Source organism: Halosolutus sp. YCN4, assembly GCF_059736495.1.
This window is the reverse complement of the sequence record NZ_JCASSM010000002.1, coordinates 340,294-366,532: the sequence shown is the minus strand read 5'-3', so window position 1 is coordinate 366,532 and position 26,239 is coordinate 340,294. Positions and strand designations below refer to the sequence as shown.

21 protein-coding genes are annotated in these 26,239 nt (G+C 67.4%); 14 read left to right on the top strand and 7 right to left on the bottom strand.

What is annotated here, in order from left to right:
• Nucleotides 1-207 precede the first annotated feature (207 nt).
• The 3 genes from AC6I6X_RS07955 to AC6I6X_RS07945 all read left to right on the top strand — a co-directional run bounded on the left by AC6I6X_RS07955 (nt 208) and on the right by AC6I6X_RS07945 (nt 5,016).
• Entirely contained in the window at nt 208-1,710 is a 1,503-nt protein-coding gene (locus AC6I6X_RS07955) for a glycosyl hydrolase family 28-related protein (protein ID WP_497929990.1), read from the top strand.
• 165 nt (nt 1,711-1,875) lie between these two features.
• Nucleotides 1,876-2,886, top strand: coding sequence for a porphobilinogen synthase (hemB, locus tag AC6I6X_RS07950; RefSeq protein WP_497929989.1), 1,011 nt, complete (start codon nt 1,876-1,878; stop codon nt 2,884-2,886).
• A gap of 426 nt (nt 2,887-3,312) precedes the next feature.
• Nucleotides 3,313-5,016 carry an ammonium transporter gene (locus AC6I6X_RS07945; RefSeq protein ID WP_497929988.1) on the top strand — a complete coding sequence of 568 codons (1,704 nt, stop codon included), beginning with the start codon at nt 3,313-3,315 and terminating at the stop codon, nt 5,014-5,016.
• Between the two features lie 49 nt (nt 5,017-5,065).
• Here AC6I6X_RS07945 and AC6I6X_RS07940 read toward each other — a convergent pair whose 3' ends face one another.
• The gene (locus AC6I6X_RS07940; RefSeq protein WP_497929987.1) at nt 5,066-5,986 is read right to left on the bottom strand and encodes a DMT family transporter; all 921 of its coding nucleotides are present in this window, start codon (nt 5,984-5,986) and stop codon (nt 5,066-5,068) included.
• Nucleotides 5,987-6,096: 110 nt separating this feature from the next.
• On the opposite strand from AC6I6X_RS07940, the gene hemL reads away from it, so the two are divergent.
• Complete coding sequence (gene hemL, locus AC6I6X_RS07935; RefSeq protein ID WP_497929986.1) at nt 6,097-7,443, top strand: glutamate-1-semialdehyde 2,1-aminomutase; 1,347 nt, start codon at nt 6,097-6,099, stop codon at nt 7,441-7,443.
• A 123-nt stretch (nt 7,444-7,566) separates the two neighbouring features.
• Entirely contained in the window at nt 7,567-8,241 is a 675-nt protein-coding gene (locus tag AC6I6X_RS07930; RefSeq protein ID WP_497929985.1) for a hypothetical protein, read from the top strand.
• Between the two features lie 141 nt (nt 8,242-8,382).
• On the opposite strand, the gene AC6I6X_RS07925 is transcribed toward AC6I6X_RS07930, so the two are convergent.
• Together AC6I6X_RS07925 and AC6I6X_RS07920 are read right to left on the bottom strand one after the other, a co-directional pair.
• On the bottom strand, nt 8,383-10,704 hold the full coding sequence (locus tag AC6I6X_RS07925; RefSeq protein ID WP_497929984.1) for a nitric-oxide reductase large subunit: 2,322 nt from the start codon (nt 10,702-10,704) through the stop codon (nt 8,383-8,385).
• Nucleotides 10,705-10,899: 195 nt separating this feature from the next.
• Nucleotides 10,900-11,262 carry a group I truncated hemoglobin gene (locus AC6I6X_RS07920; RefSeq protein ID WP_497929983.1) on the bottom strand — a complete coding sequence of 121 codons (363 nt, stop codon included), beginning with the start codon at nt 11,260-11,262 and terminating at the stop codon, nt 10,900-10,902.
• 212 nt (nt 11,263-11,474) lie between these two features.
• On the opposite strand from AC6I6X_RS07920, the gene hemC reads away from it, so the two are divergent.
• From hemC to AC6I6X_RS07890, 6 genes are all read left to right on the top strand, one after another.
• Complete coding sequence (gene hemC, locus AC6I6X_RS07915; RefSeq protein WP_497929982.1) at nt 11,475-12,611, top strand: hydroxymethylbilane synthase; 1,137 nt, start codon at nt 11,475-11,477, stop codon at nt 12,609-12,611.
• Nucleotides 12,612-13,430, top strand: a complete 819-nt coding sequence (cobA, locus tag AC6I6X_RS07910; RefSeq protein WP_497929981.1) for a uroporphyrinogen-III C-methyltransferase — start codon at nt 12,612-12,614, stop codon at nt 13,428-13,430. It begins immediately after the preceding gene.
• Nucleotides 13,423-14,175: a uroporphyrinogen-III synthase gene (locus tag AC6I6X_RS07905; protein ID WP_497929980.1), complete on the top strand. Its 753-nt coding sequence runs from the start codon at nt 13,423-13,425 to the stop codon at nt 14,173-14,175. The genes cobA and AC6I6X_RS07905 overlap by 8 nt, the downstream gene beginning before the upstream one ends.
• Nucleotides 14,176-14,798: 623 nt before the next feature.
• On the top strand, nt 14,799-15,704 hold the full coding sequence (locus AC6I6X_RS07900; RefSeq protein ID WP_497929979.1) for a hypothetical protein: 906 nt from the start codon (nt 14,799-14,801) through the stop codon (nt 15,702-15,704).
• A complete protein-coding gene (locus AC6I6X_RS07895) occupies nt 15,704-18,160 on the top strand; it encodes a hypothetical protein (RefSeq protein WP_497929978.1) in 2,457 nt (818 codons plus the stop codon). The genes AC6I6X_RS07900 and AC6I6X_RS07895 overlap by 1 nt, the downstream gene beginning before the upstream one ends.
• 127 nt (nt 18,161-18,287) lie before the next feature.
• Nucleotides 18,288-19,280, top strand: a complete 993-nt coding sequence (locus AC6I6X_RS07890; RefSeq protein ID WP_497929977.1) for an outer membrane protein assembly factor BamB family protein — start codon at nt 18,288-18,290, stop codon at nt 19,278-19,280.
• Between the two features lie 9 nt (nt 19,281-19,289).
• Here AC6I6X_RS07890 and AC6I6X_RS07885 read toward each other — a convergent pair whose 3' ends face one another.
• Genes AC6I6X_RS07885 through AC6I6X_RS07875 form a run of 3 tightly spaced genes read right to left on the bottom strand, consistent with a single transcriptional unit; the run spans nt 19,290 to nt 21,906 of the window.
• Entirely contained in the window at nt 19,290-20,297 is a 1,008-nt protein-coding gene (locus tag AC6I6X_RS07885; protein WP_497929976.1) for a YndJ family transporter, read from the bottom strand.
• Entirely contained in the window at nt 20,294-20,971 is a 678-nt protein-coding gene (locus tag AC6I6X_RS07880) for a DUF4166 domain-containing protein (protein WP_497929975.1), read from the bottom strand. The genes AC6I6X_RS07885 and AC6I6X_RS07880 overlap by 4 nt, the downstream gene beginning before the upstream one ends.
• A gap of 56 nt (nt 20,972-21,027) precedes the next feature.
• Complete coding sequence (locus AC6I6X_RS07875) at nt 21,028-21,906, bottom strand: NAD(P)H-binding protein (protein ID WP_497929974.1); 879 nt, start codon at nt 21,904-21,906, stop codon at nt 21,028-21,030.
• A gap of 200 nt (nt 21,907-22,106) precedes the next feature.
• On the opposite strand from AC6I6X_RS07875, the gene AC6I6X_RS07870 reads away from it, so the two are divergent.
• The 3 genes from AC6I6X_RS07870 (at nt 22,107) to recJ (ending at nt 25,233) form a co-directional block, all read left to right on the top strand.
• Complete coding sequence (locus AC6I6X_RS07870; RefSeq protein WP_497930493.1) at nt 22,107-23,198, top strand: CapA family protein; 1,092 nt, start codon at nt 22,107-22,109, stop codon at nt 23,196-23,198.
• 107 nt (nt 23,199-23,305) lie between these two features.
• The gene (locus AC6I6X_RS07865; RefSeq protein ID WP_497929973.1) at nt 23,306-23,665 is read left to right on the top strand and encodes a hypothetical protein; all 360 of its coding nucleotides are present in this window, start codon (nt 23,306-23,308) and stop codon (nt 23,663-23,665) included.
• Between the two features lie 62 nt (nt 23,666-23,727).
• Nucleotides 23,728-25,233, top strand: a complete 1,506-nt coding sequence (recJ, locus tag AC6I6X_RS07860; protein ID WP_497929972.1) for a RecJ family nuclease — start codon at nt 23,728-23,730, stop codon at nt 25,231-25,233.
• A gap of 16 nt (nt 25,234-25,249) precedes the next feature.
• Here the strand turns inward: recJ and AC6I6X_RS07855 are convergent, their stop codons facing one another.
• Nucleotides 25,250-26,005 carry a PHP-associated domain-containing protein gene (locus AC6I6X_RS07855; protein WP_497929971.1) on the bottom strand — a complete coding sequence of 252 codons (756 nt, stop codon included), beginning with the start codon at nt 26,003-26,005 and terminating at the stop codon, nt 25,250-25,252.
• Between the last annotated feature and the right edge of the window lie 234 nt (nt 26,006-26,239).

The following is a 26,239-nucleotide window of genomic DNA, read 5'->3' as shown; positions in this document are numbered from 1 at the left end:
GAAATTGTATCGTCAGATCGACGGGTCAGGACTGCGGCGACGAGACGTGCTCCTCGTAGCGTCGGGTAGTTGCGCGACGCTCGCGGGGTGTTCGGGCAGCGCGGACGATCGATCGTCGGCCGGCACGGACGATCGATCGGGAACTGAAACCGCGTCCGGGCGCGGGTACGGGACGGCGTACGGACGCACGTACGGACGCGAGTGACCATGGTCGATCGAACGCCACGACTCGGCCTGGGAACGTACGGCCCCGGCGAGGAGTGGGACCACACCGACACGGTCGAGGCGGTCGACGAGCACGCCATCGTTCGCGGCCCAATCGCCGAGCGACCGGCGACGGGCGAGTACGACGACGAACTGTACCACGCGACCGACCAGGGGATCACCTGGCGCTGGGACGCCGCGAGCGACGACTGGGTCTACGTCAGCGGCCGAGGGAGTGCCGATCGGCCGGTGCCGGGAACGAGTCACTTCGAGACGGCGCGGATCGCCCACGCACGGACCGAAGAGACGCCCGTGTGGAACGTCGAGGCCCACGGAATCGAGGGGGACGGGGCGACCGAGGTCGGCCAGGCCGTCCACGAACTCCTCGAGACGGTCGCCGAGGCCGGCGGCGGGATCGTCTACTTCCCGCCGGGCCGATACCTCCTCGAACGGACCCCGCTAGTGGGCGACGATACGCTCCTCGTGGGCGCGGGGCGATCGACCGTCCTCGAGGGGTCCCGCTCCGACGGCGACGAAGGACGGGCGCTCCTCACCAACAGGGGGTACGACGCGAGCGGCTACGACGGCGCGTCCAACTGGGGCGTCTGCAACGTCCGCATCGACTCGCCGGACTCGAACGGGATCCTGCCGGCCCACGCCGAAACCGTCCGCCTGGAGAACATCTACGGCGACGCGATACGCTATCACCACATCGACGTCGTGTCGTCGAAGAACGTCGTCGTGAACGGCTTCCGGGCGACCCGCGGCGGGGACGGCGACTCGGACGCGCCGATCCAGTTCGACAACCAGAACGGCGACACGGCCGCGAACGGCGTACAGGACGGCGACGAGTATCGGCGCACGGGGGACGACGGAACGCCCGTGAAACACTGCAGGCTCGAGAACTTCGAAATCGACCCCGGGAACGGCCCCGAGTACGGCGTCCACGTCCACCGCGACGGCAACGAGTCGATCACGATCAGGGACGGATACATCACCGGATGCCAGCACTCGGCCATCAGAGGCGACACCGGTGCGGCGATCGACGACCTGACCATCGAGAGCGTCTCGTGTATCGACAACGCGAGAGGCATCTCGCTGGGCCAACTCGAGAGCGGCCGGCGGGAGTTGACGATCGACAACGTGACCATCAGGACCGACGACGACGGTCTGGCCGCCGGATCGGGGCTGTACGCGAGCGGGTTCGACGGCGCCGCGATTTCGAATCTCACCGTCGACGGCGCCTTCACGAACGCGATCGTCTTCGACGACATGGACGACCTGAAACTGAGTACGATCACCGCGACGGGCGCGGATCATCAGTCGTTCCGGTTCCGGGAGAACGTCGACGCGACGCTCACGACCGCCCGCGCGGCGGACTGTGGCACCGTGGGCATCTACGTGGGTCCCGGCAGTCGCGTCGCCTACGGCGGCGTCACGTTCGACGACGTCGGGAGTCGGGTCGTGGTCGACGGCGAACTCCGGGAGTGGGGTACCTCGGGCTGATACGGATTGCTGTACCAATGTACCGGCGCAACCGCCGCCCGGATCGCGGTTGCGCCGGAAATGACTTACAGTAAACCGTATGAGCCGTCCGCCCGTCGTGACTGCGTCGTCGCGACCCAGGATCGCGAGCGAGTCGTTTTTGCGCCCGCCGCCGAATGCTCGCGTATGGATCTTACACACCGTCCCCGGCGGCTTCGACGGGACCGGGTGCGCGGCCTCGTCAGCGAGACGCGCCTCGACCCGGCGGACCTGATCGCACCGGTGTTCGTCGACGCGACGACCGACGAGCGCGTCCCGATCGAGTCGATGCCGGGCCACGAGCGGGTGCCGATCGGCGAATCGGTCGCCCGCGTCGAGGAAGTCCTCGAGACGGGCGTCGAGGCGGTGATGCTGTTCGGCATCCCCGAGTCCAAGGACCCCGAGGGAACGCGCGCGTGGGCCGACGACGGGGTCGTCCAGGAGGCGACGCGACGGATCACCCGCGAGACGGACGCCTACGTGATCGCGGACGCCTGTCTCTGCGAGTACACCGATCACGGCCACTGCGGCCCGCTCGAGGAGGAACTCCGCGGCGAGGACGTCGCGGACGGCGGCCCCGCCTGCGAGCCGACGCTGACGGTCGACAACGACGCCACCCTCGCCTCCCTCGAGAAGATCGCCGTCTCGCAGGCCGAGGCGGGGGCCGACATGATCGCGCCCAGCGGCATGATGGACGGGATGGTCGCCGCGATTCGCGACGCGCTCGACGACGCAGGATACGAACACGTCCCGATCATGAGCTACGCGGCCAAGTACGAGAGCGCCTTCTACGGCCCGTTCCGCGACGCCGCGGACGGCGCGCCGGCGTTCGGGAACCGCCGACACTACCAGATGGATCCCGCGAACGCCCGCGAGGCGATGCGCGAGGTCCGACTCGACGCCGACCAGGGCGCGGACGTGCTGATGGTCAAACCTGCCCTGCCCTACCTCGACGTCGTCAGCGACGTTCGACGGGAGTTCGACCACCCCGTCGCCGCCTACAACGTCTCCGGCGAGTACGCGATGCTCCACGCCGCCGCCGAGAAGGGGTGGCTCGACCTCGAGGAAGTCGCGCTCGAATCGCTGCTGTCGATCAAGCGGGCGGGAGCGGACCTGATTCTGACCTACTTCGCCGAGGACGTCGCGGCGCGACTGTGACGTGAGCGGTCTTCAGGCCACACCCCGGCGCGCATTCGGACGAACGTCCAGCGACCGATCGGCAGCGCGTCCCGGGCGGCAACATCTGCCGCGCGGGAGCCGAATCGCGTTCTTTTGCGCCGGATCGAGGGGGTTTCACGCCAGCAAGCCCCGAAATTGGGTTTACAAACGCGGGCTGTATAGCCTCGGATCGAAAAATACGCAAAATTCAACACCCTTATACACAGTATATCCCCTCTAGAGTTGTTCGGTCGTCCCTATTACACCCCAATAATTAGCCAAGCGTCAACGCTAACCCTTATATTAGGCAAGTTCGTCGGGATTAGACGTGAATCAGAAGACATCCATGAAATCACGTAGTCCACATGTGGACGAGCGTCTACAAACGATCGATCGCGGGACGAAACCGCCGGGGGTGAGCCGTTGATGGAGTCGACGCTCCTGCAGTCGGACCCCGAGATGCTGATCGAGGCGATCAACAACACGTGGATCCTGGTGGCCACGTTCCTGATCTTCTTCATGCACGCCGGCTTCGCCATGCTCGAGGCGGGGCAGGTGCGCTCGAAGAACGTGGCGAACCAGCTGACGAAGAACCTGCTGACCTGGAGCGTCGGCGTGACGGTCTTCTTCCTGATCGGCGTCGGGATCGAGAGCGTCGTCGCCGGCGGCAGCTTCGAACCCGCGTTCACCGGCGACGCGAGCAGCTGGATCGGCTGGCTGTACGGCGCGGTCTTCGCCATGACGGCGGCGACGATCGTCTCCGGGGCGGTCGCCGGTCGGGCGAAGCTCCGCGCGTACGTCACCTACACCTTCCTGCTGGCCGCGGTCATCTACCCCGTCGTCACCGGGATCACGTGGGCCGGCGGCCACATCGAGACGCTCACCGGCACGCCGTTCGCCGACTTCGCGGGCGGCATGATCGTCCACGGGATGGGCGGCATCGCCGGCCTCACCGCGGCGTGGGTGCTCGGCCCGCGCATGGATCGGTACAACGACGACGGCACCGCGAACGTCATTCCGGGCCACTCGCTGACCTTCGCCGTGCTGGGGACGCTCGTCCTCGCGTTCGGCTGGTACGGCTTCAACGTCGGCACCTCGGCCATCATCGGCGAGGGCGCGTTCCTCGGCGACCAGCTCGGCCGCGTTGCCATGACCACCACGATCTCGATGGCCTGCGGCGCGATGGGAGCCGGCTTCGTCGCCTGGCTCAAGACCGGCAAAGTCGACACGCTGTACGTCGCGAACGGCCTGCTGGCCGGCCTCGTCGGCATCACCGCGATCCCCGACACCGCCGCGTGGTGGGGCGCGTTCGTCGTCGGCGGACTCGCCGGCGCGCAGCTCCCGATCGTCTTCGAGTTCGTCGAACAGAAGCTGAAGATCGACGACGTCTGTGCGGTGTTCCCCGTCCACGGCTCGGCCGGGATCCTCGGGACGTTGCTGTTCCCGTTCGTCGCCGCGCCGGGCGTCGTCGATAGCGTCGCGAACGCGTTCATCGCTCAGCTCACCGGCGTCCTCATCATCACCGCGTGGACGGTCGGTGCGACCGCCCTCATCTGGTTCGCCTTCAAGGCCGCCGGACAGGCTCGCGTCACGCCCGAGCACGAACGCGACGGGCTGGACGTCTCCGAACACGGCGTCGACACCTACCCCGAGTTCGGCAAGCCGGAAGTCGCAACCGACGGCGGGGCGGCCGGCACCGAAGTGCTTCGTTCCGACGGCGGTGAGCCGAGCAGTGAGAGGCGATCCTCGTCGGAACTTCGTTCCGACGGCGGGACCCCCAACGCCGGCGAGATCAAGATGGTGACCGCGATCGTTCGCCCCGATCGCCTCGGCGCGGTCAAGACGGCGCTGGCCGAAGCCGGTGCCCCCTCGCTGACCGTCACGAACGTCTCCGGGCGCGGCTCCCAGCCCGCCAAGACGGGGCAGTGGCGCGGCGAGGAGTACACCGTCGACCTCCACCAGAAGGTCAAGATCGAGTGCGTCGTCGCGGACATCCCCGCCGACGAAGTCGTCGACGCGATCAGCGCGGGCGCACACACCGGCGAACCGGGTGACGGGAAGATCTTCGTCACCCCCGTCGAGAGCGCCTACCAGATCCGGACCGGCAAGACCGGAACGGACGCGGTCTGATCGACTGCGACGACGTCCCGTAATCGACCGACGACCGTTTTTTCGCGCGTTACCGATCCAGCTTCTGGCTCGTCCGGGGCCCGCTCGCGACGAGTCGCGCGAGCGCCCGCCGCTTGACCAGGGCGAAGCCGACGGCGACGACGGCGAACCCGACGATCGTCGACGGCGCGAGCGCCTCCCGGAGGGCGAGCCAGCCGACGATCGCCGCGAAGACCGGCAACAGGTACGTGACGAGGTTGATCTCGATCGATCCGAGCCGATCGAGCAGGTCGAAGTACAGCAGGTAGCCCAGGCCGCCCGCGACGGGAACGAGATAGAGGAACGCGATCGCCGCGGCCGGCGTCCACTCGATCGACTGCGGTTCTCCGAGCGAGACGCTCGCACCGTGGAGTACCGGCGCACCGACGAGCATCATCCATCCCTGGAGGGAGGCCACCGGGAGGCCGGTCCGGGTCCGCTGGGTGACGACCGTCCCGAGCGCGAACGCGATCGCCGCGGCGAAGACGAGGAGGACGCCGAGCGTTTCGGCCGTGTACAGCGCTTCGGGGTCCGGATCGGCCACGATCGCGGTCCCGAGAAAGCCGAGTCCGAGGCCGATCGCGCCGACGACGCCGAGGCCGGTACTCGGGAGCAACGCACGCGAGAGACCCGCGGTGAGGATCGGCACCGTCGCGACGACGACCGCGGCGACGGCGCTCGTGACGTACTGCTGGCCGGCGAACAGCAGGGCGTGATGCATCGCGATCAGGAAGACGCCGCCGGCGAGGATGCCGGCCCACTCTCCCCGTCGGGGGCGAACCCGCTGACCGCTGACGGCGGCGTACCCCAGGACGAGGATCGCCACGGCGTCGAATCGGAGGGCAGCGAACAGGACCGGGGGAACGACGTCGACGGCGACGCGGACGGCCGGAAACGTCGTGCCCCAGATCGCGGCGACGAGCAGAAACAGTGCAGGGAGTCGATAGCGCATACGGAGGGTATCCTGCGAGTCGGCGACTCAGTCGTTTAACGGTGATGATTGCCCGCTGGTCGCGATCGAACCTCGGTACTACTTTCCCGTCCCGACGCAAAGGCCCGCGCATGAACGACGACAACTCGCGCGACCTGTACGATCGGGCCCTCTCCGTGATGCCGGGCGGCGTCAACTCGGCAGTTCGGGCGGCGATCGAACCGTACCCGTTCTTCGTCCGGAAGGGCGACGGCGGGCACGTCGTCGACGCCGACGGGAACCGGTACGTCGACTGGGTGATGGGACTCGGCCCACTGTTGCTGGGCCACGACCTGCCCGAGTCGGTCCAGGCGGCGATCCAGCAGAGAGCCAGCGAAGGCCCGATGTACGGCACGCCGACGGAGATCGAGGTCGACCTCGCGGAGTTCGTCGTCCGTCACGTCCCGAGCGTCGAGAAGATTCGCTTCGTCAACTCCGGCACCGAAGCGACCACCTCGGCTGTGCGGCTGGCGCGGGGGTACACCGGCCGGAACAAGATCGTCGTCATGCAGGGCGGCTACCACGGGGCCCAGGAGTCGACGCTCGTCGAGGGCGACGCGGAGAACCCGAAACCGTCCTCGGTTGGCGTTCCCCAGTCCTTCGCCGAGCACACGCTTCCGGTCCCGTTCAACGACGAGGACGCGATCCGCGAGGTGTTCGAGGAACACGGCGACGACATCGCCGCGGTGATGACCGAACCCGTCCTGGGGAACTACGGCATCGTCTACCCCGAGGAGGGGTACCACGAGTTCCTGCGCGAGATCACCGACGAACACGGCTCGCTGCTGATCTTCGACGAGGTCATCACCGGCTTCCGCGTCGGCGGCCTCGGCTGCGCCCAGAGCGAGTTCGGCGTCACCCCCGACCTGACGACGTTCGGCAAGATCGTCGGCGGCGGCTTCCCCGTCGGCGCGATCGGCGGCCGGGCGGAGATCGTCGAGGGCTTCACGCCGTCGGGCGACGTCTTCCAGGCCGGCACGTTCTCCGGCCACCCCGTCACGATGGCCGCCGGCCTCGAGACGCTACAGTTCGCCGCCGAGAACGACGTCTACGACCACGTCGACGGCCTCGGCGACGAACTCCGCAGCGGCCTCCGCGACATCGTCGCCGACCAGGCGCCGAGCTACACGGTGACCGGCACCGGCAGCATGTTCAAGGTGATCTTCACCCGGGATGGCCCGGGTCCGGACTCCCTCGAGGAACAGTGCGAGGCCGGCTGTCGGCAGGACCCGACCTGTCCGCGCTACGACTACTGCCCGAAACACGCGGCTGACGTAAAAAACGCCGAGACCGAGCGCTGGCGACGGGTCTTCTGGGGCCAGATGCGAGACCAGGGAATCTTCCTCTCGCAGAACCAGTTCGAGTGCCAGTTCGTCAGCTACGGCCACACCGAGGAGGACGTCGAGCGGACCCTCGAAGCGTACAAAGAGGCGCTGTAGGACCCGTTCGACACGAGCACCGCGCCGATCGGATCGCGATCGAACGCCCCGGATCCGAACGGACTGCTGGGTCCGGTACACGTAACCGACGTCGGTCGAAACGTCACGTCGGCTGATACTGCAATGGCGAGGAGTCTCGACACGATCGACTGGGGGCGGGTCATCGAGCGACTCTGCTTTCTGTTCCCGCCGGTGATCGGCGTCGGCCTGATCGGCGTCGTCCGGGAGGCCGAACCCGGCGTCCCGTTTCTCGAACGGGGGCTGGTGCTGGTCGGTACCTTCGGCTACACCCTGCTGACGATCGCGCTCGCCGTCGCGCTCGTCGTCGACGCTCGCCGGGTTCGCCGCCGGGGCGGCGTCAGCAGTCACTGGAAGCCGAACCCGTGGCTCAACGCCGCGTTCGCGATCGTCTGGGCCCCGGTCGCGGGCGTCTTTTACCTCTACCGGCGGCACAAGCGGTTCGGGACGAAGCCGGGGTGGGCGGGCTGGTGGCTCGTCGTGGCGGTCACGCTCGGTTCGACGGTGGCCGGAGGTCTGATCGCGGCCGTCGCGGTCGTCTTCGCGTTCCCGGGCCTGCTCTCGGCCGCGATCGGGCTGGCCGGAGCGATCGCCGTCGGCGCGTTCCCGATCGCGATCCACCAGGACGCCGCCTACGTCTGTACTTACGGCGACGACTGGCGGCCGAATCCGGGCGTCTACCTCGGACTCGCGTTCCTCGGTCTCTCCGTCCCGCCGCTACAGCCGATCGTGGCGGGCTACTACCTCGCCAGGCGGCACAAGGCGGTCGGCACGCCGTGAGAGCGCGGGCGAGGAAAGTCACCGACAGGTCGCGGTTTCACGCGTCCAGTTTTTCCGGTTCGGGGTCGTCGGGGGCTCGATCGTCCCGCCGTATCGGGTCACCTCTCGATCACCGACGACACGCCGGAAAAGGGGAGTGGATCAGTCGTCGTCGCTCACCGGTTCGATCCGGTCGTCGGCGACGAGCCGATCGGCGATGACGTGCGAGTCGCGCTCCGACGACTCGTCGACGGTCGCCTTGCGCTGGAAGAGCAGTTTCGCGGCGACGTCCCAGGCGAAGACGATCGCGCCGGCGATCAACAGCGTGTCGCCGGGCATCCGGAGCCAGAACAGCGTCTGGATCAGGCCGCCGTTGTAGAACTCCAGGCTGCGCGAGGCGGCGTACCCCTCGGTGAACGCGACCTCGAGCTGGAGGAAGCCGACCGGAAGCAGGGAGAGGAACAGCATGAGCGCGAGACCGGCGTTGCACAGCCAGAACGACAGGCGCAGGCGTCGATCGGACCAGTGCTCCGCGCGGGTGGTCACCCGGAGGATGTAGACGGCCATCCCCATCGCGAGGAAGCCGAAGGCCCCGAACATCGCGCCGTGGGCGTGGGCGACGGTCAGGTAGGTCCCGCTCTCGAAGTAGCTGATCACCGGGAGGTTGATGAAGAAGCCGATGACGCCGGCCCCGAAGAAGTTCCAGACCGACGAGGCCACGATGAAGTAGAACGCCATCCGGTAGGGAAAGTCCCTCCCGGCGGCGTCCATCGCGCGGTACTGGCCGAGCGCTTCGTAGAGGATGAACAGGAGCGGGATGAACTCGAGCGTGGAGAAGACGCTGCCGATCGGGAGCCAGACCTCGGGGAGACCGGCCCACCAGTAGTGGTGGGAGACGCCGATGATGCCGCTTCCCATCACGAGCGCGGCCTGAAAGATGACCGCCTTCTCGGCGGACTTCTTCGAGAGGAGGTTCATCGAGACCAGCGTCAGGGCGATGACGACGAGGATGAAGAACTCGAAGACGCCCTCGACCCACATGTGGACGACCCACCAGCGCCAGAACTCCGTCATGACGAAGTTCGTCTCGGGCGTGTAGAGGAAGCCGGCCATGAAGAGCAGGCCGATCGAACCGCCCGCGTAGACGATCATGTGGGCCAGCCCGTAGCGGGGCTCCCGATCGAGCAAGGGCTTGAACCCGCGGGCCACGAGGGCGGTCCAGCCGAGGAAACCGACCAGCAGGCCGGCCTGCCAGATGCGACCGATCTCGACGTACTCCAGCCCTTCGTTACCCAGGAGCCACCACCACTCGCCGCCGAAGAAGTTGTTGACGCCGAGCCAGATGCCCGCGAGGCCGCCGACGGCGACGACGAGTAACGCGGCGATCAGGCCCTTGATGTACAGGGCCTGTCTGCGCGGTTCGCGGCCCGTCAGCAGCGGTGCGAGGAAGAGGCCGGCACCGAGCCACATCACCGCGATCCAGAGGATCCCCAGGTCGACGTGCCACGTTCGGGCGATCGTCCAGGGGAGGTACTCGAGGACGTCGATCCCGACGAGTTCCTCGAGGCCGAAGAAGCCGTCGCGCTCGACGTAGTAGTGGGCGAGCAGGCCACCCAGGAACGTCTGGAGGACGAACAGCAACGCCCCGATGAGGACGAACCTGGTGCTCAGGAGTTGGCTCGGCGTCAGATCGATCTCCTCCGGGTGGGGAATCGACACGCCGTTCGCTTCGGGTTCGGGGAGTTCGACGGCCCGGTAGAGCCAGATCGCGATCCCGGCGCCGGCGACCAGCAACACCATCGCGATGACGCTCCAGGTCATCACGGGCCCGCCGGCGTCGTTGCCCGCGGCGGGCGAGTACGGGAAGTCGTTGGTGAACGAGGCGTCGGAGCCGGGCCGATCGGTGTGGGAGATCCACGCGGTCCACAGCGCGAAGTCGGCGAACCGCTCGGCTTCCTCTTCGGAGGGGATCAGGCCCTCCTGGATGCCGCGCTCGCGATCGCCCTCGTGGTAGCGCTCGACGTACTCCTCGCGCACCTGCTGGTGAGCGTACGCTTCCGCGGCGGAGTACTCGACGCGCTCGCCGTTGGTGCTCGACTGGAGTTCCTGTCGGACGGTGGCGTCGATCGCGGCCTGTTCGGACGCGTCGAGTGCCTCGTAAGCCGTCTCGTGCTCCTCCTGCGCGTAGTAGTCGCGCATGTGCTCGGTCTTCAACTCGAGTGTGTCGGCGGTGTAGTCGACGTCGTAGTAACTCCCGCGGCCGAGCATCGAGCCCTGGTTCATCAATCCGTTCTCCTGGAAGACCATCTTCCCCGTCTGGACGTCGTCGCTCGTCGCGACGGTCTCGCCGTCCGGGCCGACGATCGTCTCGGGGATCTCCGGTTCGTTCTCGTAGGAGAGCCACGCCCCACCGCTCATGACGATGAGGTTGACGAGGAAGATCGTCGCGAGGAACGCGGCAAGTTGCTTTCTGTTTACCTTCATTCCAGTCGGATATCGACGTGCAAGACCCGTCAAACGGCCCGGCTTTTCCTACCGACTGGAAGAGACCCCGAACGCGTTCGCGACAGGGATTAGGGGTTACCCAGTCGGATTTTCTCGAACCAGCGACCCCGACGACGGCCCGTCACGGCGGTCCGAAACGCGTCGAGACCCGCCGTAGACGGGCCCACAAGAGAATCAGTCCGCGGTGACGATCGCGCCGCGGTAGCGGGCGATCTCCGCGAGCACCGCCTGCCGATCGTCTTCCGCGACGTCGAACGCCGCGAGCGCGTCGTCGAGGTGGGTCGCGATCGCCTCGAAGTCCGCCGGGCCGATATCGAGATCCGCGTGGGCCGCTTCCATCTCCGCGCCCGTGTACTCGACCGGGCCGCCGGCCACGGAACTGATGAACTGGGCCTGGTGTGCGCGCTGTTTCTGCATATCGACGTCCTCGAAGTAGTGTGCGACCTGTTCGTCCGCGACGACGCGATCGTAGAAGTCGTCGACGACGGCGGCGATGCCGTCCTCGCCACCGAGTCGATCGTAGAGGGAGTCGTCCATGCGCTCGGATCGAACGGGGTCTTATAATATAAGCTACTTCCCGAATATGTTGGCCGTGAAATTTGTGTGGTATTCTCACTCATCCAATCCGGGCGCGATCGATCGGCGTCGACTCGGCGTAGAAGGGGCGATCGCGACGGCCGGCACCGAATCGCACGCGTCGGACGCGACAAGCGTGCGCTTTTCATACTCGAGGCGACGATGATTCGCCTATGAGAACGCGCGGGACGTTGCGACTGGCGACGCGGGGGTCTGCACTCGCCCGGCGGCAGGCCGCGATCGTACAGGAGGCCCTCGAAGACCGGCGGTACGAGGTCGAACTCGTGACCGTCGAAACGACGGGCGACCAGATCAGGGACGAGTTGATCCACCGGCTCGGAAAGACGGGCGCGTTCGTCCGCGAACTCGACGAGCGCGTGCTCGAGGGCGACCTCGACGGCGCGATCCACTCGATGAAGGACATGCCGACCGAACAGCCCGACGACCTCGTCACGGCCGCGATTCCCGAACGGGGACGGCCGGGAGACGCCCTCGTCACGCCGGGCGGAACGGCGCTCGAGGACCTCCCGGACGGCGCGACCGTGGGCACGTCGAGCCTGCGCCGGCGCGCGCAGTTGCTCTCCGAGCGGCCGGACCTCGAGGTCGAACCGCTTCGCGGGAACGTGGACACGCGTCTCGAGAAATTGCTCGCGCCCGCGCTCCAGGACGAACACCAGGAGCGATCGGAGGCCGACAAAGAACGCAAAGGAAATGCCGGGAACGAGGACTTCGAACCGGAGTACGATCGGAGCGTCGACGAGTGGTTCGACGATCTCTCCGAACTCGAAAAGCAGGCCCTGGGTCGCGAGGTCGAGACCGCCTACGACGCGATCGTCCTCGCGGAGGCGGGCCTCGAGCGCAGCGGCCTCGCACGCTCCGTCGACTACCAGCCGCTCCCGACAGACGCGTTCGTCCCCGCGCCGGGCCAGGGCGCGCTCGCGGTGGTCGCGACGGACGGCGAGACCGCCCGCGAGATCCAGTCGGCCATCGACCACCCGCGAACCCGGGTCGAGACGACGGTCGAGCGCACCCTTCTCGCGGAACTCGGCGGCGGCTGTATCGCCCCGATCGGCATCTACGCCGTCGTCCAGGGGGAGTACGTGCACGCGTCGGTCCACGTCTCCGACCGGGACGGCGAGGAGTCGGTGACCGCGAGCCGCGACCTGCCGATCGAGACCCACGCCGAAGCCGCCCGCGAGTTCGCGGCCGACCTCGCCGATCGCGGGGCCGCGGACCTGATCGACGCCGCGCGCGAGGACGCCGAGGGCGACGACGGGCCAGCACCGGACAACCAGCCGGAGGGGAAATAGATGGCCGACGGGTCGACCGACTCGAACGGCCCACAGCCGGGCACCGTCTACCTCGTCGGCAGCGGCCCCGGTGATCCGGAACTGCTGACCATCAGGGCGACGCGACTGCTCGAGGACGCCGACGTCGTCCTCCACGACAAGCTGCCGGGGCCGAAGATCATCGACCTGCTACCCGAGGAGCGCCGCGAGGACGTCGGCAAGCGCGCCGGCGGCGATCGCACCCCCCAGTCCGAGATCAACGAGCGACTAGTCGAACTCGCCCGCGAGGGCAAGTCCGTCGTCCGGCTCAAGGGCGGCGACTCGTTCGTCTTCGGCCGCGGCGGCGAGGAGGCCGAGTACCTCGCCGCCCACGAGGTCCCCTTCGAGGTCGTCCCCGCGGTCACGTCCGCGATCGCCGCGCCCGCCGTCGCGGGGATCCCGGTCACCCACCGCGATCACGCGTCGTCGGTCTCGTTCGTCACGGGTCACGAGGACCCGACGAAGGAGGAGTCCGCGGTCGACTGGGAGGCACTCGCCGCGACGGGCGGCACGATCGTCGTCCTGATGGGCGTCGGTCGGCTCCCGGACTACACGGCGGCGCTGATCGAGGCCGGGATGGCCCCCGAGACGCCCGTCGCGATCGTCGAGCGCGGCACCTGGCCCGGTCAGCAGGTCGCGAGCGGTACCCTGGAGACGATCGTCGACGCCCGCGACGAGGCGGGGATCGAACCGCCCGCAGTGACGGTGATCGGCGACGTGGCAGGAACGCGCGATTCGGTCGCGGCGTTCCTGCGGAACGACTACGATACTCCGAACGAGGAGACGAACCACGATGAGTGACGACACCCGCTCCCCCGCGGTCGCCGTCTTCCGTCCCGACGACGATCGGCTCACGGAGGCCGCCGATCTGCTCGAATCGCTCGGCGCGGAACCCGTTCCCGACCCGATGCTGGCCGTCGAATCGACCGACGCCGTCCCGCGGACCGACGCGGACTACGTCGTCTTCACGAGCAAGACCGGCGCGGAACTCGTCTCCGCGGCGGGCTGGGAGCCCGGCGACGAGACGGTCTGTGCCATCGGGCCGGCGACGGCCGACGCGCTTCGCGCAGAGGGGTACGCGGTCGATCTCGTCCCCGAGGAGTTCACCTCGAGCGGGCTCGTCGCGGCGCTCTCGGACCGGGTCGACGGCGCGCGCGTCGAGGTCGCCCGCAGCGACCACGGCAGCCCCGTATTACTCGAGGGCCTCGACGACGCGGGCGCGTACGTCCACGAGACGATCCTCTACCGGCTGGTTCGTCCCGAGGGAAGCGGCGAGTCCGCCCGGCTGGCCGCCGACGGCGACCTCGACGCCGTCTGCTTCACCTCGTCGCTGACGGTCGAGCACTTCCTCGAGGCCGCCGCCGAGGCGGGCGTTCGGGCGGAAGCGATCACGGGACTCGTCGACGCCGTCGTCGGCGTCATCGGTGAGCCGACGGCGGAAACGGCGGCGGCGAAGGGGATCGACGTTGACGTCGTGCCCGAGGAAGCGACGTTCGAGGCGCTGGCCCGTGAGACGACGGCGGCGATTCCGGACCGAAACGAGTAGCCGACTCGCTCGATCGGGGCGGTACTTCCGGGACAGACATCCGCATATTTATTCAGTGTGTGAAATCCGTGATCAGTCGTCGGTGCGCGTTCGGAACCCTCACCGCCGGGTCGGCCGGCGCTGCCGGCTGTCTCGACGACGCACCCTACGCGATCGACCGGCGAAGCGGTAAGGAGTCCTAGCAGCTGGAAACGAACGGTGGTCTCGCGTCCTCGTCGACGATACGCGACGGGACGATCTACTTCGGGGGCTGACGGATGCGAGTCCACGCGGTCGACCTCGAGACAGGTCGGCTCACTGGCGGTTCGAAACGGGCAACGCTGTTACCGTTGCACCGACCGTCGTCGACGGCGTCGCCTACATCGCGAGCAACGATGGCTGTGTCTACGCCTTCGATATCACGTAACGCGATCGAATCGGCTGTGACTGGCCGAAAGCGCCGCCCCATTATTTCCCCAGTCAACCATAGTGTTTTGTTTCTATGTATTCTATAAAGATTTTTTATTAGTTAGTTTCTTCTATCTTATGTGAGATACGATAATAGTAGTTCGTCGAGGAGGGATGTGCTAAAGGGGCTATCAGCCGGTGCATCTGCCCTGTTGACGGCAGCGGGGACGGGAACAGTGACCGCCGTAGAGAGTTCGGTCCCGGAGGAGTCGTCGATGCTCGGCGACTTCCGAGAGGGACTCGACGGGTGGAAATCGCGAGGACCACACCGGGAAACACGGGTCGAAGCGGGTCAGACGAGCGTCATCGAAACCGGCGAACACGGGTTACAGGTACCGTTCACCGAACGCAGAAACGCACGGATCTGGAACCAGCACCGAGTCCGAGCGGCCGACTTCGATGCGAACCGGTATCTATTCGCTCGTCTGACGGCGAGCGTCGCGGGGACGAACTCGCCGCTCGTGTTTTTCGCTCGACTGTACTATCCGGGGGCCCAGGGGAACGGTCGCAACGAGAGCGGCGGAAGCGGCAACGGCGGAACGAGCGGCAGCGGGAAGGAGAACGGCAAAAACAGCGAGACGACCGACGACGAGATGAACGAGGGATCCGACAGCGGGAAACCGGTCGTCGAATCATATCCGATCGTCGTCCCGCAAAACACCGTCCACTCCCTGTACTGGGATCTCGGGGAGATTCCGGCAGCGATCCGCAGCAACGTCCGCCGACTCGAGATCGTCTGGTTCTTGGCCGATCACCCGCCGTCGGAACGCGGCTCCGACCGGGGACGCGGGGAGCCGGAGTACGCGGGTACCGTACTGTTCGATCACATCCGGCTGAGCGACGACGACGAGGACGTGACGCTGAAAGCGCTCCGAGACAAGCGGAACGATCTCCAGCGCTTCCACGGTTCGATTACCGACAACGAGGTCCTGCAATCGACCGACGACGTGGAACTGGGGAACTTCGTGTTCAGCGACGGCGAAACGATCATGTACGGGGTCAAGTACCACGATGGGACGGACGGTGAGTCGGTAACGTACGTGCTCGACGGAGAGCGGTTCGCGCTCGGAGGTGAGAACTGATGACCGACGCCCAGCAGCACACCTCTCACGACGGTCCCGACGAGGACGAATCTGCCGAGATCGTGTACGACGATCCGGGCGGCGGGATCGGGATCCAATCGGTCGAGTCCCAGTCGGACGCGCTCATCGTCAAGGACTGTCGGCCGTGGCGAACGGACGCCAACGAACGGGCGCTCGACGACCTGAACGTCGACTACGACGTCGTTCCGTCGTCGAGACTGGCGGAAACGACCCTCGAGGACTACGCGATCGTCGTCCTGGCGTCCACGCAGGACTCGTCCTACTACGATCGGCTGGTCGAGGCGAAAGGCGATCTCGAGGGGTTCGTTGCGAGCGGTGGAACGCTCGTCGCACACGTGACCGACGAGGGCTGGCCGTGTACGACGCAGTGGAACGAGCCGTTTCTCCCGGGCGACGTCAAGAAGGTGAACACGCTCCGGAACGATCTCTCCATCGAGGCGGAATCGCATCCCCTCGTGGAATCGGTCTCGGACGAGACCCTGGACGGATGGGGGAGTTCGACTCACGGGTACCTGACGAACCTCCCTGAAGACGCGACGATCGTCGCGGCGATCGGTGGCGACCAGTCGCGTCCGACCTACGCCGACTACGGCTACGAGTCGGGACGTGTCCTGGTAACGATGCAGACGATGGAGTGGCCGTACACGGGCAACGTCGGGAACCGTCCGGAAGATCCGCGAGCGTTACTGCGGACCGAACTCGAGATCGCGCTCGACGGGCGTCAGTCACAGCGCGTCTCGGCGCAATCGACGATTCTCCACTACATTAACGGTGAGAACGAGAACGTCACGCAGGGCGGCTATCCGCTCCACAGCGCCCAGATGCAGCTGTTCCCGCGGGAGGATTCGATCGAGGTGCCGCTTTCCTCGATTCCGCAACTTCCCGATGCGGAGGTTCCATTCCCCCTCGAACCGGTGATCGATAACTGGCAGAAGGGAGATATGATCGCGCGACCGGACGCCGATCTGACGGAAGCGACCGAACTGAAAGACGGCAAGAACGCCGACGAGTTCGGAGACGCCGCGTTCAAATCGTATCGGTTCAAAAATCAGGTCAGTGTCTCGTTCGCGTCGCCCGACGGGGAAACGATCGACGAAGAGAGCCTCCGAATCCGGTTCAACGAGGAGGGCACGTCGGACGACACCGTCGAGTACGAGGGCGAATCGGAATCGTACACGGTACTCGTCGGTGACGATATCAACAACCTCAAAACGGACGAGTGGTTCGATTCGCTCCGAGAACGCGGGACGCGAGTCGATCGCGACTATTCGATAGACACCATCGACGTCGACGGAACGGAAGGCGTCCGGGTCAGCACGGTCACCGCTGGATACGCCGGCTTCGCACACGAAATCGTCGACCGGGCGGCTCGCAATCCGATCCACTTCCTGGCGACGATTTTCGGCTGGTACGAGGTGGTCGAGGACCTCCCCGGCGTCGGCGACCTGCCGGACGTGAGTTGGGACGACCTCCCCGATCCACCGGAGGTCCCGGACGGTGACTATCTGGACGATCTGCCGAATACGCCGGACTGGGACATCCCCGAGGGTCCGGACCTCCCCGACTCACCGAGCTGGGACGACGTCCCGGACTTCCCGGACGACCCGGACTGGGACGACGTGCCAGACCTCCCGGACAGACCGGGCTGGAACGACGTTCCGGACGCCGGCGATCTCCCTGATGAAGACGACATCCCCGACCCCGACTGCGAGGACGTTCCGGGACTCGACGACTGTCCCGACTTTTCGCTCTCGGTAGCCAGTTCCGGCGCGTCGACGGCCGGCACCGCCGATCGATTCGACCCCGTCTCCGACGGCGGAGCCGCCGCGACGAGCGCCCGCCGAACGGCACCGCCTGGAATAGACATCGATCTGGACGATCTGTCGGCGGACGAGATCGTCGATCTCATCGCGCCCCATCTGCCCGATATCACCGAAGAAGTCGTCGACCTCCTGGCCGTCGTCCCGAACATCTACTCGTTCTACGAGCTGACGGTCCTGGCCGACGGGCGGCGGTTCACTCGCGTCTGGGACACGAGTCGCTTCCCCAGCAACGCGTTGTACGTCGACGGGCAGCGCCAGCGGCTGAATATCGTACCGTACGAACGGAAACAGCTGTTCAGCGCTCGAATGGCCGCCTTCTTCATCGTCGCGAAGGCGGGAATTTCGCCGTACAAGGGGATCGACTCGAAGGAGAACTATCTCAACTGGCTCCGAGCGAGGCAAGTGATGGACGATCCCGAGAGCGTTCTCGAGGAGTTCGACGAACTCGACGACGTCGTCCGTAACTATCCGCGGCTCTTCGCCGAGTTCGACTTCGACGTGAGCGACATCATCGTCGAGACCCCGCAGTGGGTCGTCGGCTACGACGCGACCGGCGATCGAATCGCCGATCCGGAAGCATTCTTACGTTCGGACATCCCCAGTCCGTTCTAGTCGCACCCCCGTTTCGACGTCGTCAAACTGAATCACGATGACCGACACTTCGAGCAGACGAACGGGCCGTACTCGCCGTACCGTTCTCAGCACGCTGGTCGGCGGTACGATCGGTGTCGCAGGGTGTATGAGTGACGACGACGAGATCGAGCGACTGGAACCCGAGCGAGAGCTGTGGTCGTTCGAAGCCGACGGGCGAATACCCACGACTCCCGCCGTCGCGAACGGCCGGGTCCACGTCGGCAGCCTCGATCGGAACGTCTACGCGCTCGACACCGAACGCGGCGCGAAACAGTGGCGGTTCGAGACCGGAGACGAGGTCTGGTCCGCACCCGCGATCGATGGCGACATCCTGTACGTCGGCGGCGTCGACCACCGCGTGTACGCGATCGGACGCGACGGCGGCGAGCGATGGACGGTCGAAACGGGCGACGAGATCTACGCGCCGCCGACGACCGCGGCCGACCGCGTCTACATCGGCAGCAACGACGGCCGACTGTACGCCCTCTCGAGCGCCACCGGCGAGATCGAGTCGACGGTCGAAATCGGTGGGAAAGTAAAAGCGGGACTGGCGACGCGCGGGGATCTGGGGTACGTCGGAAGCACCGACGGCACCATCTCTGCGGTCGATCTGCGCGACGGGACGAGACAGTGGCGCGTCGGAAGCGACGAGCGGGTGCTGGGCCGGCCGGCGGTCCGCGACGATCGCATCGTGTTCGGCTCCACGGACGGGCGATGTTATGCGGTCGGTCGGCGAGATGGCGACGAACGCTGGCGATACGAGACGGACGGCGGTATCGCCGCCTCGCCGACGGTCCGCAACGGGACCGTCTACCTCGGCAACTGGCGGATGCGAGTCCACGCGGTCGACCTCGAGACCGGCGAGCGCCGGTGGCGAACGACGCTCCGTGGCCGAGTCAACGGCGCTCCCACCCTCGCCGACGGCGTGCTCTACGTCGGCGACGCCGCCGGTATCGTCCACGCGCTCGACCCCGAGACAGGTGCGGCTCACTGGCGGTTCGAAACGGGCAACGCCGTCATCGCCGCACCGACCGTCGTCGACGGCGTCGCCTACATCGCGAGCAACGACGGTCGCGTCTACGCGGTCGACGTCACGTGAGTGGTGGCGTTATCTCTCGAGCAGCCGAGCCGCGAGCAGGCCCGGCAATGCGAACCCGAACGCGTTAACGCTCCCGTGCCAGCGGACCATTGCCGGAATCGACACGAGCGGAGCGGTGCCGGGAAGCGCCGAGTAGGCGAACGCGAGCGCCAGCGTCATCGTCCAGCACAGGGAGACGGCGGCGAGGGCCAACAACGCGCCCGGGAGCCGCGGGACCGCCGGGACGACCGCGCGGAGGACGATGACCGCAAACACCACGACTGCGGTCGAGAACGCGGCGACGGCGACCGCCTCGAGCAACGGCGAGAAGGTGATGCCGATCGCGATCAGGAGGACGCCGACGGCGATGATGGCTGTCGCCGCGGCCGCCGCTCGTCCGTCGACGGTGGGCGGGTACCCGCCGCCGTCGGCCGCCACGACGCGACCGGTCAGGCCGACGACCAGCGGCAGGGCGAACCCGGCGTAGTGGAAGTGGACCCCTGTCAGGAGGACGATGATCGGCGCGAAGCGCAGACTGATATCGGCCGCGTGCAGGCACAGGAAGACGGCGGCCACCGGGACGTACAGGAGCGCCGCATCGATCGCGAGCGCCGGCAGCGGGCCGGGACCGCGAGCCAGCAATCGCCGGAGTCCGACCAGTGCGATCGCCCCGGTGATGGCGAGCCACGGGACGGTGAGCGCCACCGCGGCCGGCGACCCCTGCGGCACAGCGAGCCCGGCGACGACGGCCACCGCAGCGGGGAACTGGCCGCCGACGGCGACCGTATAACGGAGCAGGGGACCGTCGGCGTCCCGCGGCTCGAGCGAGCCGAGTCCCAGCGGCACGACGACGAGCGTCGCGAACGCGACGTACAGTTCGACGGTCGAGAGCGGGATCGGCCCACCGATCGTCCCGACCGCCAGCGCCAGCCACCCGCCACCGCCGATCAGCGCACTCAGGTCGGTCACGCGCCGGCCCGCGACGGTCGGCGACGAACTCGAGCGCAGCGTTCGAGTGGTCGCTTCGAGATCTGTCACGCGCGCTCACCCGGCAGGGCGACATCGCCGAGGACGGAGCGAGTCGTCGCGTCGGCATCGACGGCCCGGAAATCGCTCTCGAACGCGCCGGCGTAGCCGAATACCGTTCCGACCAGCGGGTTGACGATCTCGGCCGCCACCCGGAACCGGTCGCTCTCGTCGTCGTACCAGTCGCGGAGCCGACCGTCGACCGACAGGGGATCGGGGAGGGCGACGTAGGTTCCCCCGACGCGGAGCCACTGCGTCCCGATCGAGAGGGCGAGCGCACCGTCGTCGGCGTGAACGCGGAGGTCCGCGGCGATCAGGCCGCGGCGGCCGAACAGGTCGGTGATGCAGCCTCGAGCGGAATTCCACCGGAGCGTGTCCACGAACGCTCGCGGCGGGTCGGTCTCGAACCGCCGGTGAAGACACAGCGCCTCGTTTCCCGCGTCGTCGACGAACGCCTCCGTGGTGATCGTAAACGGGACGTCGGTCCCGCCCTCCGGAAAGAGGAAGTCGTCGATCGCCCCGAGCCAGCGGATCGGCGTCGCGAGCGGATTTCGATCCAGTTCGTCCATCCGTCCGACGCCGACTGCCTCGCGGTCCTCGCCGGCTTCGAGGCCGTATCGCTCTCGCACGCGGGGATGGAGGGTGTCCCAACCCTCACCGACTTCACGTTCGAAGAGTCCGGTCACGGTCGTCCCTCCGCGATTGCGGTGGATCGATCGCCTGTAGCTGGGATCGGAACCATCTATCGCTCGCCTCGCGAGGGTTCGATATACGCCGACAGCGTGCGAAGCGACGCCGGATCGACACCGAAGACGGCGAGGGCGTCGTCGGTCGTCGTGTTGTCCAGCGACAGCGCGCGGTACTGATCGCGGCCGAACGGGGGCCAGGGGAGCGGATCGACGGCTCGCGCCACGAGTCCGGCGAGCGCCATCGGAATCGGCACGACGACGCCGCCACCGCGGATCGTGGTGACCGTCTCCGCGAGCGTCAGCCGCTCCGGGCCGCCGATCTCGTAACACCGGCCCGCGTGGCGGTCGTCCTCGAGCCCATCTGCGATCATCGGGGTAAGATCTTCTATCCAGATCGGCTGGAGTCGCATCCGCCCGCCGCCCGGCAGCGGCGTTACCAGGGGCGGGACCACCCGCTCGACGAACGGGACGAACGCACAGCCGTCGCCGAAAACGACCGACGGGCGGTAGATCACCCACGCCAGCTCGGACTCGCGGACGACGCGTTCGGCCCGCCGCTTCGCCCGAAAGTACGCCGTTTCGACGCCCGAGTCGACGCCCAGCCCGCTCAGTTGGACGAACCGGTCGACTCCGACCCGCTCGCTCGCCGCCACGAGGTGACGGGTCCCGTCGAAGTGGACTGCCTCGTGACTTCGTCCTCGCGGCTGGATGTGCGACGGGAGCGCGACGAGATTGACGACGGCATCGCGGCCGTCGACGACATCGTCGAGCCCCGGGACGGTCACGTCGACGGCGACAGTGTCGACGGCCGCCGGTAATCCGGCCGCATCGGGCGTCCGCGAGGCGACCGTCACCGCGTGCCCGCGGTCGAGCAGGACGCGACACAGGGACTGCCCGACGAATCCCGAGCCGCCCGCGATCAAGACGTCCATACCGGGTCCTTCTATTACGGAATCTTAACTGTACTGTTCGTTGAACAGAGGCGATGACAGGTACGACGGAACGGAACGACGGCTCGGCGGGCTATTTGATCCTGGAATTCGAACGGGGAATCGATGCGCCGACCCGAACGGACTCGAGCGATCGCGAACCGAGACGCTGGTGGGGACACGCGGGCACGGACGGCCGGCCGATGAGCGGAAGCCGGCGGCGGTTTCTGGCAGCGGCTGGGACGGCAGTACTCGGCGGCTGTGCCGCGCCGGTAGTCGAACCGACCGTGTTCGAGGACCACGAGCGCCACGAGACCACGATCGGGTTCGTCGGCGACGCCATGCTCGGGCGCAACGTCGACGATCGGTACGGACGACCCGGCGTCGACCCGGCCGCGGTCTGGGGCGACCTCCGATCGCGACTCGACTCCCTCGACGCGGTCTGTTGCAACCTCGAGTGCTGTCTGTCGACGCGAGGCGAGCGGTTTCCCGACCGGGCGTACTACTTCCGGGCCGATCCGGCGTGGGCCGTCCCCGCTCTCGAGGCGGGGAACGTCCGGTTCGCCGCGCTGGCGAACAACCACCTGCTCGATTACGGCCCGACCGCGCTGGTCGACACGCTCGAGGCCCTCTCCGACGGCGGGATCGAACACGCGGGGGCCGGCGAAACCCCGGCCGCGGCGTACGCTCCCGCCTCGTTTTCCGTCGACGGCGTCGACGTCTCGATCGTCTCCGTCGCCGACCACTACGCCGAGTACGGCGTCACCGACGAGCGCCCCGGGACGGCCTACCTCGAGTGCGATCCCGACGACGCGGAGACGCGCCGCCTCGTCGACGACGCGCTCGATCGGGCCCGAGCGCGGGATCCGGATCTGCTCGTCGCGTCGATCCACTGGGGACCCAACTGGGTCGAACGGCCGGACGAGACGTACGTCGAGTTCGGCCGCTGGCTCGTCGATCGCGGCGTCGACCTCGTCCACGGCCACAGCGCCCACGTCGTCCAGGGCGTCGAGCGGTACGGCGACGGCGTCATCCTCCACGACACCGGAGACATCGTCGACGATTACGTGGTCAAAGACGACCTGCGAAACGATCGCAGCTTCCTCTTCGAGGTCGCCCTCGAGGACGGTTCGATCGATGAAATTCGACTCGTCCCCGTCGTCATCGACGACTACGCGGTCCACCCCGCGGGTGGCGACGCCGCAGCGTGGCTCTCCGAGACGATGCGAGAACGGTCCGCCCAGTTCGAAACCGGCTACGAGCGGGACGGCGACGATCTGGTCCTCTCGCTGTAGGCTACACCTTACCCGCTCGCCGTAGGCCGGTTGCGTGCGCTCGACCGGGACCCAACATGCGGTGGCAAGGCGACCGCTCATGCCCCCGAGAGCCGTTCTCGGTCGTAATGACAGACACGTCCGTCCGTCCGTTCAGGCTGGATCCGCCCGGGACAATCAGTTTGCGCGCGGGGTTCTTCGTCCTCTGGGTTCTCGATGCGATCGCCGCGACCCTCTTTTTCGTCGTCCCGTACGCGTCGGAACTCAACCCCGTCACCGTCTTCTTCCACGGACTGTTCGGACTGCCCGGCGTCCCGCTCGCGGCGATCTGTTACGCCGCGATCGTGGTCGCGATCGGCCACCTGCTCTCGGATCCGCTCGATATGCGGTTCGTGACCGCGATGGTGGGCCTCTACGCCCTGTTCGTGACGAACAACGTCCTGTTGCTCGTGCTTCGCAGACCGCCGCTCGAAGTCCTCGGGATCTGATAGCCGAGACGCCCAGCACCAGACCGCAGGTTTATGAGCGACGCCGCACCAACGACACCTCGATGGCTGGCCCGATCCCCGACCTCGAGGACCGTGCGACGCGCTGTGCACAGCGGCTCTGCGAGGCCGATCGCGTGTTGCTCGCGTCCCACATCGACGCCGACGGACTGACCAGCGCCGCGATCGCCGCCCAGGCGCTCGAACGCGCGGGGATCCCTTTCGAGACCGTCTTCGAGAAGCAACTCGACGACGCGGCGATCGCGGCGATCGCCGACACCGACTACGAGACCGTCCTCTTTACGGACTTCGGGAGCGGCCAGCTCGATAGCATCGGCGACCACGAGGACGCGGGCGCGTTCACCCCCGTGATCGCCGACCACCACCAGCCGGCCGATCGGGAGACGGCCTACCACCTCAACCCGCTCCTGTTCGGGATCGACGGCGCCTCGGAACTCTCGGGTGCCGGGGCGAGCTACGTGCTCGCGCGGGCGCTCGCCGCCGAGACGACCGGGACCGCCGCAGCGGACGGCGGTGCGGTCACGACCGACTCGGGGGCCGGGACGACCGCCCGCGCGGACAATCGCGATCTGGCTGCCCTCGCCGTCGTCGGCGCGGTCGGCGACATGCAGGCCTCCGGGGGCGAACTCCACGGCGCGAACGAACGGATCGTCGCGGAGGGCGTCGAGGCCGGCGTCCTCGAGACCGGGACGGATCTCGCACTCTACGGCAAACAGACGCGTCCGCTCCCGAAACTCCTCGAGTACGCCACCGACGTCCACATCCCAGGCATCTCGAACGACCAGCAGGGCGCGCTTCGATTTCTCGACGGGCTCGACCTCGAGTTGAAACGGGACGGGGAGTGGCGCCGCTGGTCCGGGCTCACGAACGACGAGAAGCAGACCGTCGCCAGCGCGCTCGTCAAACGAGCCGTCTCGAGCGGCGTCCCCGCATCGAAGATCGACGGGCTGGTCGGCACCGCCTACGTCCTCGTCGAGGAACCCGTCGGCACCGAACTCCGGGACGCCAGCGAGTTCTCGACCCTGCTCAACGCGACCGCCCGGTACGAGCGTGCCGACGTCGGTCTCGGCGTCTGTCTCGGCGATCGCGACGAGGCCCTCGAACGCGCCCGGACACTCCTGCGGACCCACCGCCGGAACCTCTCGAACGGGATCGACCTCGTCACGAGCGAGGGCGTCACCCACGAGGACAACCTCCAGTGGTTCCACGCCGGCGATCGCATCCGCGAGACGATCGTCGGCATCGTCGCCGGAATGGCGATGGGCAACGAGGGGATCGGCCGATCGAAGCCGATCGTCGCGTTCGCGGAGAAGAGCGCGGAGTCACACTCCGCGGATGAAAACGACGAGGAAGTCAAGGTCTCGGCCCGCGGCACCCACTCGCTCGTCCGGCAGGGACTCGACCTCTCGGTCGTCATGGGAGAGGCTTCCCGGGCCGTCGGCGGCGACGGCGGCGGTCACGACGTCGCGGCGGGGGCGACGGTTCCGAAGGGCCGAGAGGAGGAGTTCGTCGCACGCGCCGACGAGATCGTCGGTGACCAACTGTCCTGACGGCCGGTCCCCTGGCTTACCCCGATCGATCCATCGACGCGGGGATCGTCGGCACCAGCGGCGCGCGCGACGTCAGCAGGTAGGTCGACTTGCGAACCGCCCCTTTCGCGTACTGGACGGTGCTCTTGTGGACCGGCGTCCGTTTGCCGTGAATCTGCGTTCGCCCCTCGAGGATCGCCTCGACGAGGTCGTCGCCGTCGATCGCCGCCTTCGAAGGGGTCTCGGCGCTGGGTTCGACGCGGATCTCGGTGTAGGCCCGGCCGACGTTCGGCAGGTAGTGGGCGTCGCTCGCGCCGATCTCGGGATAGTCGCGTCGACGGGCGAACGTCCGCGCGCGCCGGTTCCGGTAGCCGGTAAACAGCATCGAGTTGTACGTCTCGATCGCGTCGGCGTCGTCGATGTACCGCTTTCGCACGCCGTGGCGGCTTCGCTGGAACGGGTGGGGAACGATCGCGATCCCGCCGAGGTCGCGGACGGTCTCGACGGTCTCCATGAACGGCTGGCCGGGATCGGGCCGTTCCTCGACGCCGATCGCGAGCAGGTGGCCGTGGCGGGTCGACACCTCGACGCCGGGGATGCCGACCAAGCCGTACTCCGGCGCGAGGTCGGCGGCGCGCAAGGATTCGTCGATCTCGTCGTGGTCCGTGATCACGACGCCGTCGAGTCCGATGTCGGCCGCGTGTTCCAGGACGAGTTCGATCGGTTCGTGCCCGTCGTAGGACTCGTCCGAGTGGACGTGAAAGTCGATCGCAAAGGAGAGCTGGAATGTCATCGACGATCGATCCGTGCTGGTATCTACGTACTGCCGACGCCAGTATAAGCACACCGAACCTGCCAGACGCCGCGAACGGAGCGAGAACCGTCACTGCCGGCCGTGAGCGGCCGTTTTCGAGGAGGAAGGTGAGTATCAAAGACAGTCACCGTCCGGGAGCGGTCGTCACGGGGACGACGTCTCGGCCAGACGCCGTGGCGGTCCACACCCACTCTCGGACGGCCGCGATGGAAC